The organism is Streptomyces flavofungini (assembly GCF_014650815.1).
Classification (GTDB): domain Bacteria; phylum Actinomycetota; class Actinomycetes; order Streptomycetales; family Streptomycetaceae; genus Streptomyces; species Streptomyces flavofungini.
Window position 1 is genome coordinate 694,108 of the sequence record NZ_BMVR01000003.1, and the last position, 17,031, is coordinate 711,138.

Sequence of the window (17,031 nt, forward strand, 5' to 3'; positions counted from 1 at the left end):
CCCTTTGAGTATGTCCATGGCGACAGCCCACGGGAAACCGGTCGAGTCGCTGTGCACTGCCTGAGCTTGCTTCGGCTGGAGTTGACGTGTCGGCGAGCCCGAGAGAGAGCGCGTCGGCACACCATGCGGCTGTGAGCCCCGTCGAGGGACATCACCAACTCCTCGGGCAGAAGGGGGAGATGACGTGCTGACACTGGGCACGCTGGTCGGCAAGGAGGAGCTCGAGCTCGCCTTCGCCGGAGGTGTTGACGCGGCCCGGTACGAGGCCCTCGGCGTGATCGGACTGACGGCCCTGACCGTGTCGCAGCTCCTGGAGGGCGAGCCCCAGCGGCGCCTCGATGCCGGCTGCCTCGTCCTGGTCACCGGGCTGCAGTTCCGGGCCCGGGGCCGCGCCGAGGTCGCCCTGGAGACGCTCATGGAGCAGCTGGCCCTGGACCAGTGCGCCGGGCTCGTGGTGAGCATGACGTCCGGCGCGCACCAGCCGCTGCCCCAGGCCGTCCGCGACCTGTCGCACGCGCTCTCCGTGCCGGTGCTCGTCACCACCGCGCCGCTGCGGGAGTGGGCCAAGACGCGCCACCGCCTCCAGGAGAGCCGACTCGCCGGAGCGGAGCGGCGTGCCTCCCAGCTCACCACGCTGGTGCAGCAGGTGCCGTCGGAACTGGCCGACCCCCGCGCCATGCAGCGCATCGCTGACTGGCTCGCGCGCGCCCTGCACGTCCAGGTCCTCGTCAGCGACCCGCACCGGGTCCTCGCGGTCTCGCCCGCCACGGCGGCCGAGGCCCTGGCCCCGGCGATCATCCACAGTTCCCTCGACGGCACGGTGTCCGGCCGCCCGTCGGGCCCGCACACCCGGCTCATATCCCTCGGCCCGGCTCGTGGCGCGGGCACGGTCCTGGCCGTCGCCCGCGGCTCGGCCCCCTTCGACGACGCCGAGATACGCCTCCTCGGGCACGCCGCGAAGCTCCTCGGCCTGCTCGACCAGGCACGCCGGGAGTACCGCGCGGCCGCCGAGACCTCCCGCGCGGCCCGCAGAGCGGCGGTGGAGCTGCTCCTCGACGGCGAGGTGGACAAGGCACGCAGAGTCCTCGCCGCGCAGGCGCCCGGCCTCCTCGACGCCGACACGGTCCGTGTCTTCGTCGTCGACATCCCCTGCACCCACCGGGACGTCGCGGTGCGCCGGTGCGAGGTCGCCACCGAGGGCCGCGCCCTGGTGATAGCGGACCCGCGCGCCGACCGCCGGATCATCGTCGTCCAGCCGGTCCGCCCCGGCCGCGCCGACGACGGCGTGGGCGCCGACCTCACCCGGCTCGTCGCCGCCCTGGGCGCCGAGGCCTCCGTCGGCGGCAGCGGCATCTACTCCATGTCCCTGCTCGCCGACGCGCTCCGGGAGGCGAGCGCCGCCCAGGGGTTCGCCCTGCTGCAGCCGGACGCGGCCGCCCTGGCCGCGCCGAACACGGACCTGATCAGCCTGCTCCCGCCGCGCGACGCGCAGCTCTGGGCGCGCAACCTCCTCGACCCGCTGATGCGCCACGACAGCCAGTGGGAGCAGATGCGCGAAACCCTCTCGATGGCGCTCGCCCACCCCTACACCGTCGCCGCCCGGCGCCTGAACCTGCACCGCAACACCGTCACGCGCCGGGTGGCCCGGGCCGCCGAGGCGCTGCGCGTGGACTTCGCCTCCGTCGCGGACCGCATCGCCGTCGGCCTCGCCCTGGAGCTGGTCACCCACCGGGAGCCGCCCGCCCAGTCCCTGACGCCGGGCTCGCTGTCGCTGACCCTCCACTCCCTGCTGGCCTCGCCCCAGGTGACGGCGTGGGCGGACACCCTGCTGCGGTCGGCCCGCAGCGACCGCAGGGACCTCCTGAACACCGCCACGGTGTGGCTCACCCACGACGCGCATCTGGAGGCGGCCGCACGGGCCCTCGGCCTGTCGGAGGCCACCGTGCGCTCCCACCTCCGCGCCCTGGAGGCGCACATGTCCCGGGACCTCGGCACCCTCAGCGGCCAGCGCGACCTGCAGTTCGCGCTGCACGTCGCGACCGGGAGGCTCGACATCGCGGAGAGCCGCGGCGTCCTGTGCCCGGCGACGTGATCGACGGACCGCCGTACACGAGGTGCACGGAAACCGGAGGCGCCGCACCCCGCGACTGAGTACGCTGTACGCTATTCATGCCGGACAGTCGTGCGAGCCGTACAAGGAGCACCCGTGAAGGTCACCCCCGCAGACAGCCACACCTTGATCCAGGTCCGCGGAGCGCGGGAGAACAACCTCAAGGACGTATCCCTCGACCTGCCCAAGCGGCGCCTCACCGTGTTCACCGGAGTCTCCGGCTCGGGCAAGTCGTCGCTCGTCTTCGCCACCATCGCCGCCGAGTCGCAGCGCCTGATCAACGAGACGTACACCGCCTTCATCCAGTCGTTCATGCCGAGCGTGGGCCGCCCCGACGTCGACGAGCTGCGCAACCTCAGCGCCGCGATCGTCGTCGACCAGGAGCGCATGGGCGCCAACTCCCGCTCCACGGTCGGCACCGCCACCGACGCGTACACGATGCTGCGCATCATCTTCAGCCGCCTCGGCGAACCGAACATCGGCACGTCCGGCGCCTTCAGCTTCAACCTGCCCGACGGCATGTGCCCCGAGTGCGAGGGCGCCGGCGAGGTCTCGACCGTCGACGTGGACCAGCTCCTCGACCGCGAGCTGTCCCTCAACGAGGGCGCCCTCACCCTCCCGTACTACACGGTGGACTCTTGGAGCTGGCAGATCATGGTCAACTCCGGCTTCTACGACCCCGACAAGAAGCTCAAGGACTTCACCGAGCAGGAGTGGGCGGACCTCCTGCACAAGGACCCGGTCAAGGTGAAGGTCGGCTCCAACGGCTTCACGTACGAGGGGCTCGTCTCCAAGATGCAGCGGACCTGGCTCGCCAAGGACCGCGACGGACTCCAGCCGCACATCCGGGCCTTCGTCGACCGCGCCGTGGTCTTCGCGCGCTGCCCGCTGTGCGAGGGCGCCCGCCTCACCCAGGAGGCGCTCTCCTCGAAGATCGACGGCGTGAACATCGCGGAGTGCTCCGCGATGCAGCTCAACGACCTCGCCGACTTCGTCCGCTCCATCGAGGACACCGGCACCGCCCCGCTGCTCGCCAACCTCCTCGACCTCCTTGACTCGCTCACCGAGATCGGCCTCGGCTACCTCAGCCTCGACCGCCCCTCGGGCACCCTGTCCGGCGGCGAGGCGCAGCGCGTGAAGATGGTCCGCCACCTCGGCTCCAGCATCACCGACGTCACGTATGTCTTCGACGAGCCGACCATCGGCCTGCACCCGCACGACATCCAGCGCATGAACGACCTGCTGCTGCGCCTGCGCGACAAGGGCAACACCGTGCTCGTCGTCGAGCACAAGCCGGAGGTCGTCGCGATCGCGGACCACGTGGTGGACATCGGCCCGGGCGCGGGCACGGCGGGCGGCGAGATCTGCTACACCGGCGACGTGCCGGGCCTGCGCGCCTCGGGCACCCTCACCGGCCGCCACCTCGACCACCGCGCCCGGCTCCGCGACACCGTCCGCACCCCCAAGGGCCAACTGCCCATCAAGGGCGCCGACGTGCACAACCTCAAGAACGTCTCCGTCGACGTGCCGCTCGGCGTCCTCACGGTCGTCACCGGCGTGGCCGGGTCCGGCAAGAGCTCGCTGATCCACGGCCATGTGTCCGGGCAGGACGGCGTCGTGGTCGCCGACCAGTCGCCGATCCGCGGTTCGCGGCGCTCGAACCCGGCCACGTACACGAACCTGCTCACCCCGATCCGCAACGCCTTCGCCAAGGCCAACGGCGTCAAGGCGGCGCTGTTCAGCGCCAATTCGGAGGGCGCCTGCCCGAAGTGCAACGGCCTCGGGCTCGTCTACACCGACCTGGCCATGATGCAGGGCGTCGCCTCCGTCTGCGAGGAGTGCCGGGGCGAACGCTTCACGCCGGAGGTCCTCACCTACCGCCTGAACGGCAAGAACATCAGCGAGGTCCTCGGCATGTCGGTCGCCGAGGCGTACGACTTCTTCCCCTCCGGCCAGCCGCACACCATCCTCGGCCGCCTCGCCGACGTCGGCCTCGGCTATCTGCGCCTCGGCCAGCCCCTGAACACCCTCTCCGGCGGTGAGCGGCAGCGCCTGAAGCTCGCCATCCACATGGCCGAGAAGTCCTCCACCTATGTCCTCGACGAGCCCACGACGGGCCTGCACCTGGCCGACGTGGACAAGCTCCTCGCCCTCCTGGACCGCCTCGTCGACGACGGCAACTCGGTCATCGTCATCGAGCACCACCAGGCCGTCATGGCCCACGCCGACTGGATCATCGACCTCGGCCCGGGCGGCGGCCACGACGGCGGCGAGGTCGTCTTCACCGGCACCCCGGCCGAACTGGTCACCAACGGGGACACTTTGACGGCTCGTCACCTGAGGGAGTACGTCGGCTCCTGATCGGTCGCCGTGCCCCCCTCGCCCGCCGCGATCCATCAGTGTGACTCGGGTCACATTGATGGATCGCTCACTTCCCGGCGGGCGGGTGGTCATACCTGCACTTCCCGCGCAGAGGTTCCGGCGGTCCCGTGCCGCCGGAGTCCCGCTGCCTTCGAGGTCAGGAAAGGCATGGTCATGGGCACGAAGAAGAACGCGGAACAGATTCTCGGCTGGCTGGAGACGGAGCGGCTGGGCGTCGCCGACCTGCTGGCGGATCTCGACAACGCCGAATGGCAGACGCCCTCACTGTGCGCGGGCTGGACGGTGCGGGACGTCGCCGCCCATCTGACGCTGTCGACGCGCACGACGTGGCGGATGGTGATCGGCGGGGCGGTCCGGGCGCGGGGCGACTGGAACCGCATGGAGGCCGACTTCGCCGTGCGGCGTGCGGCCGCGTTCCCGCCCGCGGAGCTGATCGCCCAGATCCGGGAGACCGCCGGATCGCCCCGCCGGGCACCCATGGCCGCCCCCGCCGATCCGCTGGTCGACTTCCTCGTCCACGGGCAGGACATCGTGCGCCCGCTCGGACGCACGCGGGACATGCCCCCGGAGCCGACGGCGACAGCCCTCGACCACGTCGTGGGCAGCCCGTTCTACGGCGCCCGCAAGCGCCTGCGCGGCCTGCGCCTGACCGCCACCGACCTGGACTGGTCGACGGGCGACGGCCCGGACGAGGTCCGGGGACGGGCGGGCGACCTGCTGCTCCTGGCAACAGGTCGCCCCGCCGGTCTCGCGAGCGTGTCCGGATCCGGCGCCGAACGCCTGGCGGCGGCGCTCTAGGGCCTGTCCGATGCGCCGGACGTCAGCGTCGCGCCCGGCGCGCACGTCGTCCCCGGCGGCTTGGAGCCGGACCGTCACCTCCTGTGGCGGGCTCGGCGGGGGGGGCAGGGCGCCGTCCGTGCTGCCCGGGGCGAGGGCGGGGCGGGCGGAAACCGGTTGAGCCGCGCGGCTCCGCGCCCTTACGGTGCTGCCGAGTCCCGTCCCCCGGTCGAGGAAGTGCCGTTGTACACCAAGTGAGACACCCCTAGCGCTGATCTGTCGCGCGTCGCACCTCGTGCGCCGTGCCCCTTTTCGCTGCGGATTTCTCACTGAAACCGGTGTACTGCTATGTCCAGCACCTGGGTGGTCGCTCCCACCTGCCTGCCTCTCCTTGTCCGGCGCTGCCACGCGTGCGCTTCCGACCGCTTCCGGGCGAACGGCAAGTTCCGTGTCAACGCACACCACAAGCTCCTCGACGCCTGGCTCCTCGCGCTCTGCACCGCATGCGGGGAGACGGCGAAGTTCACGGTCTTCGAGCGGACGAACGTCCGCTCCGTACGGCCCGACATGCTGGAGCTGCTGCACGGCAACGACCCCTCCCTGGCGGCCGAGTTGCTCCAGGACCCGCGCGTGCAGCGCCTCAATCGGTTCGCCCTCGACTGGACCGGCGCCTGGCGCCTCGACACCGGGGGATCGGACCACCTGGACCGTGAGGTCGTCGACGTCTCGGTGCGCTTCGGGGCGCAGATCCCCGTGCGGCCGGTGGCCCTGATCGCCGAGGCGTTCGGGCTTTCGCGAGGCGAGGTGAAGAGACTGATCGACGAGGGGAAGCTCGTCGCGGCCGTCCGCCTGACCGGCAAGATATCCGGCGACTTCACCTTCACGCTCAAGGCTTGAGTCCGCCCGGGGCGGGGCCTGTCCGGCGGTTCTCGCGGGACAGGCCCTCGTTCCCGCCGTACAACCAATCCTTGTGACGCGTCCGCCCGAAGTTGTTTGATTCACCTGTTCCCACCCGACTTGGATAACGGTCCAGACAATCGACCGTTGTGATGAGCCGGGAGTAGTGGTGAAATCCCCTTTCACGCATCTGCACGTTCACGCCCAGTACTCGCTGCTGGACGGTGCCGCGCGGCTGAAGGACATGTTCAACGCGTGCAATGAGATGGGCATGTCGCATATCGCGATGTCCGACCACGGGAATCTGCACGGGGCGTACGACTTCTTCCACACGGCGAAGAAGTCGGGGGTGACGCCGATCATCGGGATCGAGGCGTATGTGGCGCCGGAGTCGCGGCGCAACAAGCGGAAGATCCAGTGGGGGCAGCCGCACCAGAAGCGCGACGATGTGTCGGGTTCGGGTGGTCGGGGGTACGGCCCGGTGGGGTGCTGGCCCGGGGCTTGGGGGACGAGTTCGCGGTCGGCGCGGGTCTCGCGTGCGACCGGTGCGATCACGCCATTCATGTCAGCGACTGCCGCGAAAATCCCCGCGGAGAGCTGCGGCCCCTGCGAGGTCGTGGGGCACGGTGGCATGCGAGCGGCGTCACAAACCGGCCGTCATGCCGAACTCGGGGGCGTCCGGTGCGAAGTTGGCCGAACCGGGCATGTTCCCGATGTATGCATGGGGCATGAAGTGAGGGTCGGGACACCGTACAACCCGTCCGAGCGCATCGGAGGCCCCCATGGCGCAAGCCGCCCCCTTCCCCCAGGACCGCACCTGCCCCTACCACCCGCCCACCGGATACCGGCCGTCGGGCGGACAGGGCCCACTCAACCGCGTCACCCTCTACGACAACAGCCAGGCCTGGCTCGTCACCGGCCACGCCGAGGCCCAGGCCCTGCTCACCGACAGCCGCCTCTCCGCCGACCGGCAGCACCCGGCCTTCCCGATGATCGCCCCGCGCTTCGAGCTCTCCCGCCGGGAACCGCTCGCCCTGCTCGGCGTCGACGACCCGCTGCACAACAAACAACGCCGCATGCTCATCCCGACGTTCGGGGTGAAACAGGTGGCGGCGATGCGCCCCCGCATCCAGCACATCGTCGACGGACTCCTCGACGCCGTCATCGCGCAGGGGCCGCCCGTAGAACTCGTCAGCGCCTTCGCCCTGCCCGTGCCGTCCATCGTGATCTGCGAACTCCTCGGTGTCCCGTACGCCGACCACGACTTCTTCGAAGAGGCCTCACGCCGGATCCTGCGGGGTGCCACGGCCAAGGAGTCGGAGGCGGGCCGCAGAGAACTGATGGACTACCTGGGCGACTTGGTGGACCGGAAGGCCAAGACGGCCGACGGCGGCACGGGGTGGGGCGCCGACGCCACCCCCGAGGGCGTGATCGACGAGCTGGTACGCGAACGGCTGAGCGCCGGGAGCCTGGACCGCGACGACGTCGTACGCCTCGCCCTCATCCTGCTCATCGCCGGGCACGAGACCACCGCCAACATGATCTCGCTCGGCACCTTCACCCTGCTCGAACACCCCGACCAGCTCGCGGCCCTGCGCGCCGACCCGGACCTGACGCGCGCCGCCGTCGAGGAACTGCTGCGCTTCCTGTCCATCGCGGACGGGCTCGTCCGCGTCGCCACCGAGGACATCGAGGTGGCCGGGCAGACCATCCGCGCCGACGAGGGCGTGGTCCTCACCGCCGCCACCATCAACCGCGACACCGCCGTCTACCCCGACGCCGACGACCTCGACGTGCGCCGCAGCGCCCGGCACCATCTCGCCTTCGGCTTCGGCATCCACCAGTGCCTCGGCCAGAACCTCGCCCGCGCCGAATTGGAGATCGCCTTCCAGTCGCTCCTCGCCCGCCTCCCCGACCTGCGGCTCGCCGTCCCCGTGGAGGAGATCCGCATGAAGCCGGGCGACACCATCCAGGGCCTGGTCGACCTGCCCGTCACCTGGGGGCGCGGCTGATGCGCGTGACCATCGACACGGACGTCTGCATCGGCGCGGGCCAATGCGTCCTGACGGCGCCCAACGTCTTCACCCAGGACGACGACGGCTTCAGCGAACTTCTCCCGGGCTGTGAGGAGGGCACGGCCGACCCCATGCTCCGTGAGGCGGCACGGGCCTGCCCGGTGCGGGCGATCACCCTGCACACGGACAGGTTCCAGACCGAGCCGTCACCTGATGAGACCTTGCCTGCTGACCCCCTGCGCGTTGACACCTGAGTGCCTGGTGCCTGAGTGCCTGAGTGCCTAAGCGGCTGAGCGGCCGAGCGGAAGTCGCCTCACTGACCTCGACGGAGGCCGGGGGCGGTTCCGCTCGGCGTGCTTCGCTGTACAGAAGTCCCCGGGACATAGAAGTCCCCGGGACATAGAAGTCCCCGGGACATAGAAGTCCCCGGGACATAGAAGTCCTCTGGGACGCAGGAGTCCCCTGGGCACGGGGCCGTCGGCTGAGCGTGGCACCGGGACCCGAGGTCACCCCGTGCCGCTGACCGGGGAGAATGGTGCGATGCGTATCCGAGCCGCACACCGCAGCGAGTTGACCCGGCTTCAGGACATCGAGCGGGCGGCCGGCCGCTGTTTCCGGGACGTCGGCATGCCGGAGATCGCCGACGACGAGCCGCCCGCCCTGGACGAACTCGCGCACTACCAGCGCGCCGGGCTCGCCTGGGTCGCCGCCGACCCCGACGACGTACCGGTGGCCTATCTCCTCGCCGACCGCGTCGACGGCGATCTGCACGTCGAGCAGGTGTCCGTGCACCCCGACCACGCCCGCCACGGCATCGGCCGCTGCCTCCTCGACCACCTCGCCGACCGCGCCGCGGCCGAGGCGGTGCCCGCGCTGACCCTCACGACCTTCAGGGACGTGCCGTGGAACGCCCCGTACTACGCGCGCTGCGGCTTCGTGCTCCTCGACGACGCCGAACTCGGCCCCGGTCTGCGGGCCGTCCGGGAGAGGGAGGCCGCGCACGGCCTGGACCGCTGGCCCCGGGTGTGCATGCGGCGTCCGGTGCCGCCGTCCGCCGCCGCGGCCCGGTAAGCCGGGCGGGGCGCGGCAGGGAGGGGAGCCGCGAGGGGTGAAATCCGGCCGCAGTGAGCCGGAGCGGGGTCTGTGACGGTCGGAGGGCTTCTTACCGACTTGGTCCGGACCTATCATCGGTCGGCATGAGCGGGCGAGAGTACGCCCTCGGGCCGGGGCGAACGCCTCGGCCCCGGCAGGGCTTCCCGGCTGCCGGGGCCGCGCCGCGCGCCGTGCCCCTCGGGGGTGCCCCCTGTCTGCTCATCGCCCTGCTCTGCCTGGTCCTCGCGCTCGGCCCGGCGTACGCCCTCATCCCCGGCGACGTGGGGGAGGAGAGGCAAGGGCCCAGCGCGACAACGTCCTTCGGGCCACCCGTCGACGTACGCGAGAGCCGCAGCGAGGCAGGCGAAAGCGGCTGCCACGGTGGCGGCGGGCGCGAGACGCCGCGCGCGGCCGCCCTTCCCGTACCCGAGCACCCGAGCACCCCGGAACAGCGGGCCGACTCCCCGCGCCACGACCCGGGCCAGGGCATCGTCCCCCTCGGCGGTACGTCGTCCCCGGACGTCACCGCCGTCGACCTGTACAGAACCTGCGTGATCCGAACGTAGCGGGACCTCTCCTCCCTGGCTCCGTCCTTCCCCCCCTCGGTACAAGGAGAGATCAAGCATGTCCTCATCGTCCCTTCCCCCTCAGCCCACCCCATCCGCCGAGTCCCCGTCCCCGTCCTCCCCCGTCCCCGCGGCGGCGGGCACACCGCACCGGCACGCCCTCGCGGTCACCTCCGGCGCCCAACCCGGGTCCGACATCGGCCTGTTGCTGCTGCGGCTCGCGGTCGGCCTGACCATGGCCGCCCACGGCTCGCAGAAGCTCTTCGGCTGGTTCGACGGCGGTGGCCTCGACGGCACCGCGGGCTTCTTCGCCTCCGACGGCTACAAGGCCGCCAAGGCGATGGCCTGGGTCGCCGCGCTCACCGAGACCCTGTGCGGCCTCGGCCTCGCGATCGGCCTGCTCACGCCGCTCGCGGGTGCCGGGATCCTGGGCATCATGCTCAACGCCATGGCCGTGAAGTGGGGCGGCGGCTTCTTCAGCCCCGAGGGCATCGAGTACGACCTGGTGCTGCTGGCCGGCGCGGTGTCGGTGGCCCTGGCCGGACCCGGCCGTCTCGCCGCCGACGAACTGCTGCCCGGACTGCGCGACCACCGCTTCGCCCGCGGGGTCGCGGCCGTCGTCCTGGGCGCGGTCTCGGCGGCGTTCGTGCTGGTGGTGCTGCGGGACTGAGCCTGCGACCGCCTCGGTGCGGGCCCGCCCGAGCCTCGGGCGGGCCCGCACCTCCGAAGGCGACACCGCGCGGGGCGGCGGCCATCTTCCCGGCTTCCGCCGGCGCTTGGGCGTCGGAGCGCTCTCAGTGCCGCCCCCACCGATCGCGGCGTACGGCGGTGGGACACCCGCGCCGCTCGCGTGCGCGCCACCCTCACCGGACCGGCCGTGGAGCGCGGCTCACCACCAAGCACAACTCCTCCCGGACCAACCGGCGAAGGGCCCCTGCCCGGCCTGGGCGGCCCCGGATCGCACTGCGGGATCATGGAGTACAGCACCCGCACACCAAGGTGAGGAGCAGCAGGCCATGCCCGAGCAGGGGAACCACGATCCGCGGACGCCGCACGCGCCGGGCTCCGGCGACCATGTGCCCATGACCGCCGAAGAGATCGACGCGGCCAACCTGGGCGCGGCGCCCAAGCTCAACGACCGGGTCACGCTGGCGGCGTACGACCCGCGCTGGCCGCGGGTCTTCGAGCGCGAGGCCGACCGCATCGGCAGCGCGCTCGAAGACCTGCGGCACACGATCGAGCACGTCGGCTCGACGTCGGTGCCGGGCCTCACGGCCAAGCCGGTCATCGACATCCTCCTGACCGTGCCCGACCCGGGAGCGGAGTCGGCGTACGTCCCCGCACTCGAAGCCGTCGGCTACACGCTCGCCATCCGGGAACCCGACTGGTACGAACACCGCGTGCTGCGCCGCCAGGACCTCGCCCCCGGCGCCTCGTCGGCGAACCTGCACGTCTTCCCGTACGACTGCCCGGAGACGGCCCGCATGCTCCTGTTCCGTGACTGGCTGCGCGCCCACGACGAGGACCGCGACCTGTACGCCCGCACCAAGACGGAGCTGGCCGCGGCGGAGTGGGAGTACCTGCAGAACTACGCCGACGCGAAGACGGGGGTGGTGGAGGGGATTCTGAGGCGGGCGGGGAGTGCGGCCGCCCCATCGGACACGCCCTAGCCGGGTTCGACGGCCGGTGGCGTGCCCTGGGCCCCGGCTCAGCCCGTCGAACGCGCCGCTGCCCCGTCCCCACCCCGTACGGCGCTCGACTCCCGCACCACCAACTCCGGCGCCAGACGTATCGCCCGCTGCGGCCCCTCGGAGCCCGGTGCGGCCAGGCGTCGGCTCAGCAACTGCGTTGCCTCCGCCGCCAGTTCGGCGACCGGCTGGCGGACCGTCGTGATGCCGGGGGCGGCGAGCGCCGCCATCGGGATGTCGTCGAAGCCGGTGACGGCCACGTCGCCGGGGACGTCCGCGCCGCGTTGTTGGAGGCGTTGCAGCGCGCCGACCGCGATGAGGTCGTTCGCGCAGACCAGCGCATCGGGCCGGGCGTCCCACACCAGGTCGACGGCCGCCCGGCCCCACTCCACGGAGAAGTCGCCGAGCGCCACCCGGCCCGGTGCGCCCGCGTCCAGGACGGCGGCCCCGGCCGCGTACGCGGCGCGGCGCTCGGCGGCGGCCGAGGCCGTGCCGTCGGCGCCGAGGTAGCAGACGCGGCGGCGGCCGGTCGCGGCGAGGTGTCCGAGTACGAGGGCCATGCCCGCGGCGTTGTCGACGGCGACGGAGTCCGCGATGCCCGGGCCGCAGCCGCGGTCCATCAGGACCAGGGGCACCCGGGCGGCGGCCGCGGCGACCGCGTCGCGGCTGCGGCGCTCGTCGGCCGGGATGACCAGGAGCGCGTCGACGCGACGGCTCAGCAGGTCGTCGATGTACTCGGCCTCGGCCGCCGGATCGTCGTCGCAGTCGGCGAGCAGCACGGCGCGGCCATCGGCGTGCAGGGCGTGGGTCAGCTCGCGCACCAGGGCCGGGTAGAAGGGGTTCGTGATCTGCGGCAGGACGAGGCCGACGGTGCCGGTGGAGCGGCTGCGCAGGGCGCGGGCGGCCTGGTTCGGACGGTAACCGAGCGCCTCGGCGGCCTCGCGGACGCGGCGGGCGGTCTCCGGGCCGACGGGGCGGGTCCCGGCGAGGACCCGGGAGACGGTGGCGATGGAGCAGCCGGAGGCCCGGGCCACGTCCCGCAGTGTTGCGTCAGCCACGCCTCGGTCCACCCCTTCGGTGCGTTTCGGCAAACGTTATCAATGGCGGGGGTCGACTACCAGGGTTTCTTCCGTGCCTGGTGGCGGGGGTGGAGCAGGGCCGCGCGGCGGGACGCGCGCCGGGAAGTGCCGCAGGTCATTGACAGAATTCCTCCTCCTGCACAGAGTCTTCGGAGAACGTTTTCCCGAGCGCCGCCCCGGTGTGGCAGCTCAGCCGAACAAAGAGGTTCCGCCGATGGCCCGAAAGATCATCCTCGACTGCGACCCCGGACATGACGACGCGATCGCCATGCTCCTCGCGCACGGCAATCCGGACGTCGAACTGGTCGCGGTCACCACGGTCGTCGGCAACCAGACCCTGGCGAAGGTCACCCGCAACGCCCTCTCCGTCGCCCGCATCGCGGACATCACCGGCGTCCCCTTCGCCGCCGGCTGCCCCCGCCCCCTGGTGCGCACCATCGAGACGGCCCCCGAGATCCACGGCGAGAGCGGCATCGACGGCCCCGCCATGCCCGAGCCGACCCTGGACCTCGACCCCCGGCACGCCGTCGACCTCATCATCGACACGGTCATGGCGCACGAGCCCGGCGAGATCACCATCGTGCCCACCGCGGGCCTGACGAACATCGCCCTCGCCGTGCGCAAGGAGCCGCGCATCGCCGAGCGCGTCCGCGAGGTCGTCCTCATGGGCGGCGGCTACCACACGGGCAACTGGAGCGCCGTCGCCGAGTTCAACATCAAGATCGACCCCGAGGCCGCGCACATCGTCTTCAACGCGGGCTGGCCCGTCACGATGGTCGGCCTCGACCTGACGCACCAGGCCCTCGCGACGCCGGAGGTCACCCGCCGCATCGCCGAGGTCGGCACCCGCCCCGCCGTCTTCGTGAACGAGCTCCTGGACTTCTTCGGCGCCGCCTACCGCGAGGCACAGGGCTTCGAGCACCCGCCGGTGCACGACCCGTGCGCGGTCGCGTACGTCATCGACCCGAGCGTCATGACCGTACGCAAGGCCCCCGTCGACATCGAGCTGACCGGCACCCTCACCCTCGGCATGACCGTCGCGGACTTCCGCGCGCCCGCCCCCGCCGACTGCCGCACCCAGGTCGCCGTCGACCTGGACCACGAGCGTTTCTGGGACCTGGTCGTGGACGCCCTCGAGCGGATCGGTGACGTGTCCGCGTGAACGCCTCCGCCATCGACCCCGCGACCCCCGCCGGCACCCCCGGTGGCCGCCCCGTCCGCGTGGCCGTCCTGGTCGCCGCGCTGCTTGCGGCCTGTTTCGCCTTCCAGCTCAACGCGAGCATGCTCAGCCCCGCCCTGAAGAGCGTCGAGGACTCCCTCGACGCGACCTCCGCCGAGGTCGGCCTGACCCAGACGGCGTTCTTCACCTCCGCCGCGCTGTTCTCCCTCTTCCTGCCGCGCCTCGGCGACCTCATCGGCCGCCGTCGCGTCCTCGCCGCGATGATGGCGCTCATGGCCGTCGGCTGCGTCGTGGCCGCGCTCGCGCAGAGCGTCCCCATGCTGTTCGTCGGCCGCGTCATCCAGGGCGTGTCCGGGCCGACCGTGCCGCTCTGCCTGATCATGCTGCGCAACGAGGTCCACGAGCCGAAGCGGTACGGCACGCTCCTCGGCGTCATCACCGCCGTCAACGGCGGCATCGCGGGCGTCGACTCCATCGCGGGCGGCTCGCTCGCCGACCACTACGGCTTCCAGTCCGTCTTCTGGGTCATGGCCGTCGTCGCCGGACTCGCCATGGTCCTCGTCGCCACGCTCACCCCGGAGTCCACCGCCCGCGTCTCCGGCGCCGCCAACCGCATGGACTGGCCCGGCGTGGCCCTCCTGGTCGTCTCCGTCGGCGCTGCCCTCATCGCCCTCAACGAGGCCGGGAAGCTCGGCAAGGCCAACTGGCCGCTGGTGGCCGGGCTCGCCGTCGCCGCCGCGCTCGCCTTCGCCGCGTTCTGGCGCGCCGAGGACCGCAGCAGGCATCCCCTGGTCGCGACCCGGCACCTGCGCCAGCGCTCCACGTGGGCGCTGCTCCTGACCACCGTCCTGACGATGACGGGCGTCTTCGCCGTCATGAACGGCCTGATCCCCGCGTTCGCCCAGAACGCGGACGCCGGATTCGGGATGAGCGCCGAGGCGTCCGCCTGGTGGACCCTCACCCCGTACGCCCTCGCGGGCCTGGCCATGGGCCCCCTCGCCGGACGCCTCGCCGCCACCCACGGCTACGGCAAGATCCTCCGCCTCGGCCTCGTCGGCTCGGCCGCGACCGTCGCCCTGATGCTCGTGACCCTCCAGTCCGACTCCCGCGCGCTCCTGCTCGTCTCCTCCGTCCTCATCGGCGTCACCTACGCCGGAGTCGGCAACATCGTCCTCAACGGCCTCGGCATCGTCCTCTCCCCGAAGGAGAACCCCGGCTTCCTGCCCGGCCTCAACGCCGGTGCCTTCAACCTCGGCGCGGGCCTGAGCTTCGCCCTCCTCTACGCCGTCCAGACCGCCGCCGAACCCTCCGACAAGACGTCGACGGCGGGCTACTCGGCCGCGATGATCGCCGGGGTCGTGCTGATCGGGGCGGCCTTCGTGACGTCGTTCCTGATCCCGAAGCCGGTGGAGGCGGAGGCACACGAGTGAGGGCCGGTCGGCCCGTGCCCTGAGCGGCTGCGGTGACGCGGCCGTGGTGCGGTGGCCGTGGTGATGTGGGCGCCCCATCTGCTTGGCGGGTGGGGCGCCGCGTGCGTTCTCGCTCCGTCACGTTTCGGGCGGCGGGTGGTCGGACGTGGCCCGCAGCCGGAACTCGGCGATGCTGCGCCACTGCCCTGTCGGCGCGACGGTGCCCACGAGGTCGCCGTTGTCGAAGTGCGTCGGGCGGAGGTGGACCCACTGGAGGGCGTTGTGGTGTTCGTAGCCGACCCACAGGGGCGTGTTGTTCGACATGGCAGCGGAGACCGCCGCGATCGCGTCTTGGTGTGCGGGGCTTCCGGCGCCGCGGGCCGCTGCCTGCTCCTCGGCCAGTCGTTCCGCCTGGCGTCGTGCCTGGCGTGGCTTCCATGCGTAGACGTAGACGCCGTACAGGTAGGCGGGCACGACGGCGGCGACGAAGCCGCCCGCTGTGATCAGGCCGGAGGTCCCGAGGGACCGGCCGGTCTCGCGGCCCGAGGCGATCAGGACCAGGGTGATCAGTGCGCCGAGGAGCAGCGCCACGGCGGCGTAGAGGGCCACGAGTTGGGTCAGGGACAGGCCTCGGGAGATGACTTCGTCTCCCGCCAGCACGCGGGGCGTCGGGCATGGGCGGGCCGCGAGCCACGTGGGCGGGTGAACCGACGGTGGCGCCTTGGGCGTGCCGGGTGGGTTCGAAGGTACGGCGTGGGTCGCCGCGTCGGGGTCGAGCACCGTCGCGGTGCGGTCGGGAGGTGCCGGGGGCTCCGCTGCGGGCGGTGCTTCCCGCGGAACGGGCACCGGTGTCGGCGGCACGGGCAGCGTCGCGATCCGCTCCCGGGTCGCGTCCGCGCTCGGCGGTCTGCTGTCGGGCTGTTTGGCGAGGAGGTCGAGGAGCAGGGCGTCCCAGGCGGGCGGGAGGCCGGGGCGGCCCGTGCTCGGGGGGAGGGGGACGTCGTCGAGGTGCTGCCGCAGGATGCGCTGCCAAGGGCCCTCGGAGAAGGGAGGCCGGCCGACCAGCGTCGCGTACAGCAGGCAGCCCAGGGAGTAGAGGTCGCTGCGCGCGTCGAGTGACGTGCCGCCGGCGGCCTGTTCCGGAGACATGAAGCCGACGGTGCCGAGGAGATGGCCGGGGTGGGTGAGGGTGGTGAGATCGATGCTGTCGCTGTCGAGGCGCGCGATGCCGAAGTCCAGTACGGTCGCGTGGCCGTCGGGGCCGATCATGACGTTCGCGGGCTTCAGGTCCCGGTGCACGATTCTCGCTCCGTGCATGATCGAGAGAGCTGTGCAGATCTCGGTGCCCCAGCGGACGATCTCCGCGAGCGAGGGCGTGCGTACGGTGAGCAGGTGGCTCAGCGGCTCGCCGGGGACCTCCTCCATGACCAGGTACAACAACGGGCGGCCGTCGACGACCGCCTCGCCGGAGTCGCGCACCTCGACGATGTGCTTGCTGCGCAGCGACGACGCGACCTTGAACTCGCGTTGGAATCTGCGGACCAGGTCCGAGGCATCCGTCCCGGCGGAGCCGTACACCATCTTCACCGCGACGGCGCGCTGCCGGAATTGGTCCGTGGCCCGCCACACGGTGCCCATGCCGCCGGAGCCGAGTGGTTCGCGGAGCTGATAGCGCCCGCCGAGCAGGGCCCCTCGCATCTCAACCCCCTTAGTGGAGCGGCTCGTTGACTGTTCGCCCCTTCGCCGGACAATTCTCGGCCGGAGGCGCCGGGTCCGCCAGCGGGCGCGCGCTGGGCGCAGGTCTCCGCGCGTGCCCCGGTGGCCGATTTGACCTCG

14 protein-coding genes and 1 pseudogene are annotated in these 17,031 nt (G+C 72.0%); 13 read left to right on the plus strand and 2 right to left on the minus strand.

What is annotated here, in order from left to right; genetic code table 11:
- The first annotated feature begins 184 nt into the window (after positions 1-184).
- From IE274_RS10165 to IE274_RS10215, 11 genes and pseudogenes are all read left to right on the plus strand, one after another.
- Positions 185-2,092, plus strand: coding sequence for a helix-turn-helix domain-containing protein (locus tag IE274_RS10165; protein WP_190115286.1), 1,908 nt, complete (start codon positions 185-187; stop codon positions 2,090-2,092).
- A 114-nt stretch (positions 2,093-2,206) separates the two neighbouring features.
- On the plus strand, positions 2,207-4,471 hold the full coding sequence (locus IE274_RS10170; protein ID WP_190115287.1) for an ATP-binding cassette domain-containing protein: 2,265 nt from the start codon (positions 2,207-2,209) through the stop codon (positions 4,469-4,471).
- A 174-nt stretch (positions 4,472-4,645) separates the two neighbouring features.
- Positions 4,646-5,290 carry a maleylpyruvate isomerase family mycothiol-dependent enzyme gene (locus IE274_RS10175; protein WP_190115288.1) on the plus strand — a complete coding sequence of 215 codons (645 nt, stop codon included), beginning with the start codon at positions 4,646-4,648 and terminating at the stop codon, positions 5,288-5,290.
- A 327-nt stretch (positions 5,291-5,617) separates the two neighbouring features.
- The gene (locus IE274_RS10180) at positions 5,618-6,166 is read left to right on the plus strand and encodes a DUF1062 domain-containing protein (RefSeq protein WP_190115289.1); all 549 of its coding nucleotides are present in this window, start codon (positions 5,618-5,620) and stop codon (positions 6,164-6,166) included.
- A gap of 166 nt (positions 6,167-6,332) precedes the next feature.
- Positions 6,333-6,686, plus strand: a pseudogene (locus tag IE274_RS10185) (PHP domain-containing protein); the annotation flags it as partial.
- A gap of 262 nt (positions 6,687-6,948) precedes the next feature.
- Positions 6,949-8,178: a cytochrome P450 gene (locus IE274_RS10190; RefSeq protein WP_190115290.1), complete on the plus strand. Its 1,230-nt coding sequence runs from the start codon at positions 6,949-6,951 to the stop codon at positions 8,176-8,178.
- Positions 8,178-8,435 carry a ferredoxin gene (locus IE274_RS10195; protein WP_229909438.1) on the plus strand — a complete coding sequence of 86 codons (258 nt, stop codon included), beginning with the start codon at positions 8,178-8,180 and terminating at the stop codon, positions 8,433-8,435. The genes IE274_RS10190 and IE274_RS10195 overlap by 1 nt, the downstream gene beginning before the upstream one ends.
- Before the next feature lie 286 nt (positions 8,436-8,721).
- Positions 8,722-9,252, plus strand: coding sequence for a GNAT family N-acetyltransferase (locus tag IE274_RS10200; protein ID WP_190115291.1), 531 nt, complete (start codon positions 8,722-8,724; stop codon positions 9,250-9,252).
- A 125-nt stretch (positions 9,253-9,377) separates the two neighbouring features.
- Entirely contained in the window at positions 9,378-9,839 is a 462-nt protein-coding gene (locus IE274_RS10205) for a hypothetical protein (protein WP_190115292.1), read from the plus strand.
- A gap of 58 nt (positions 9,840-9,897) precedes the next feature.
- On the plus strand, positions 9,898-10,509 hold the full coding sequence (locus tag IE274_RS10210; protein ID WP_190115293.1) for a DoxX family protein: 612 nt from the start codon (positions 9,898-9,900) through the stop codon (positions 10,507-10,509).
- Positions 10,510-10,855: 346 nt separating this feature from the next.
- The gene (locus tag IE274_RS10215; protein ID WP_229909410.1) at positions 10,856-11,509 is read left to right on the plus strand and encodes a GrpB family protein; all 654 of its coding nucleotides are present in this window, start codon (positions 10,856-10,858) and stop codon (positions 11,507-11,509) included.
- Positions 11,510-11,547: 38 nt separating this feature from the next.
- On the opposite strand, the gene IE274_RS10220 is transcribed toward IE274_RS10215, so the two are convergent.
- Positions 11,548-12,585: a LacI family DNA-binding transcriptional regulator gene (locus tag IE274_RS10220; RefSeq protein WP_190115294.1), complete on the minus strand. Its 1,038-nt coding sequence runs from the start codon at positions 12,583-12,585 to the stop codon at positions 11,548-11,550.
- A gap of 235 nt (positions 12,586-12,820) precedes the next feature.
- Here IE274_RS10220 and uriH point away from each other — a divergent pair, with 235 nt between their 5' ends.
- On the plus strand, positions 12,821-13,768 hold the full coding sequence (gene uriH, locus IE274_RS10225; protein ID WP_190115295.1) for a uridine-preferring nucleoside hydrolase UriH: 948 nt from the start codon (positions 12,821-12,823) through the stop codon (positions 13,766-13,768).
- Positions 13,765-15,216, plus strand: a complete 1,452-nt coding sequence (gene uriT / locus IE274_RS10230; protein ID WP_198897867.1) for a uridine transporter UriT — start codon at positions 13,765-13,767, stop codon at positions 15,214-15,216. The genes uriH and uriT overlap by 4 nt, the downstream gene beginning before the upstream one ends.
- Before the next feature lie 117 nt (positions 15,217-15,333).
- Here the strand turns inward: uriT and IE274_RS10235 are convergent, their stop codons facing one another.
- Positions 15,334-16,893 carry a serine/threonine-protein kinase gene (locus tag IE274_RS10235; RefSeq protein ID WP_190115296.1) on the minus strand — a complete coding sequence of 520 codons (1,560 nt, stop codon included), beginning with the start codon at positions 16,891-16,893 and terminating at the stop codon, positions 15,334-15,336.
- Between the last annotated feature and the right edge of the window lie 138 nt (positions 16,894-17,031).

Coding starts and splice junctions, on each gene's coding strand:
- IE274_RS10175 (WP_190115288.1), top strand. CDS start 4,646: ATGGGCACGAAGAAGAACGCGGAACAGATTCTCGGCTGGCTGGAGACG.
- IE274_RS10180 (WP_190115289.1), top strand. CDS start 5,618: ATGTCCAGCACCTGGGTGGTCGCTCCCACCTGCCTGCCTCTCCTTGTC.
- IE274_RS10190 (WP_190115290.1), top strand. CDS start 6,949: ATGGCGCAAGCCGCCCCCTTCCCCCAGGACCGCACCTGCCCCTACCAC.
- IE274_RS10195 (WP_229909438.1), top strand. CDS start 8,178: ATGCGCGTGACCATCGACACGGACGTCTGCATCGGCGCGGGCCAATGC.
- IE274_RS10200 (WP_190115291.1), top strand. CDS start 8,722: ATGCGTATCCGAGCCGCACACCGCAGCGAGTTGACCCGGCTTCAGGAC.
- IE274_RS10205 (WP_190115292.1), top strand. CDS start 9,378: ATGAGCGGGCGAGAGTACGCCCTCGGGCCGGGGCGAACGCCTCGGCCC.
- IE274_RS10210 (WP_190115293.1), top strand. CDS start 9,898: ATGTCCTCATCGTCCCTTCCCCCTCAGCCCACCCCATCCGCCGAGTCC.
- IE274_RS10215 (WP_229909410.1), top strand. CDS start 10,856: ATGCCCGAGCAGGGGAACCACGATCCGCGGACGCCGCACGCGCCGGGC.
- uriH (WP_190115295.1), top strand. CDS start 12,821: ATGGCCCGAAAGATCATCCTCGACTGCGACCCCGGACATGACGACGCG.
- IE274_RS10235 (WP_190115296.1), bottom strand. CDS start 16,893: ATGCGAGGGGCCCTGCTCGGCGGGCGCTATCAGCTCCGCGAACCACTC.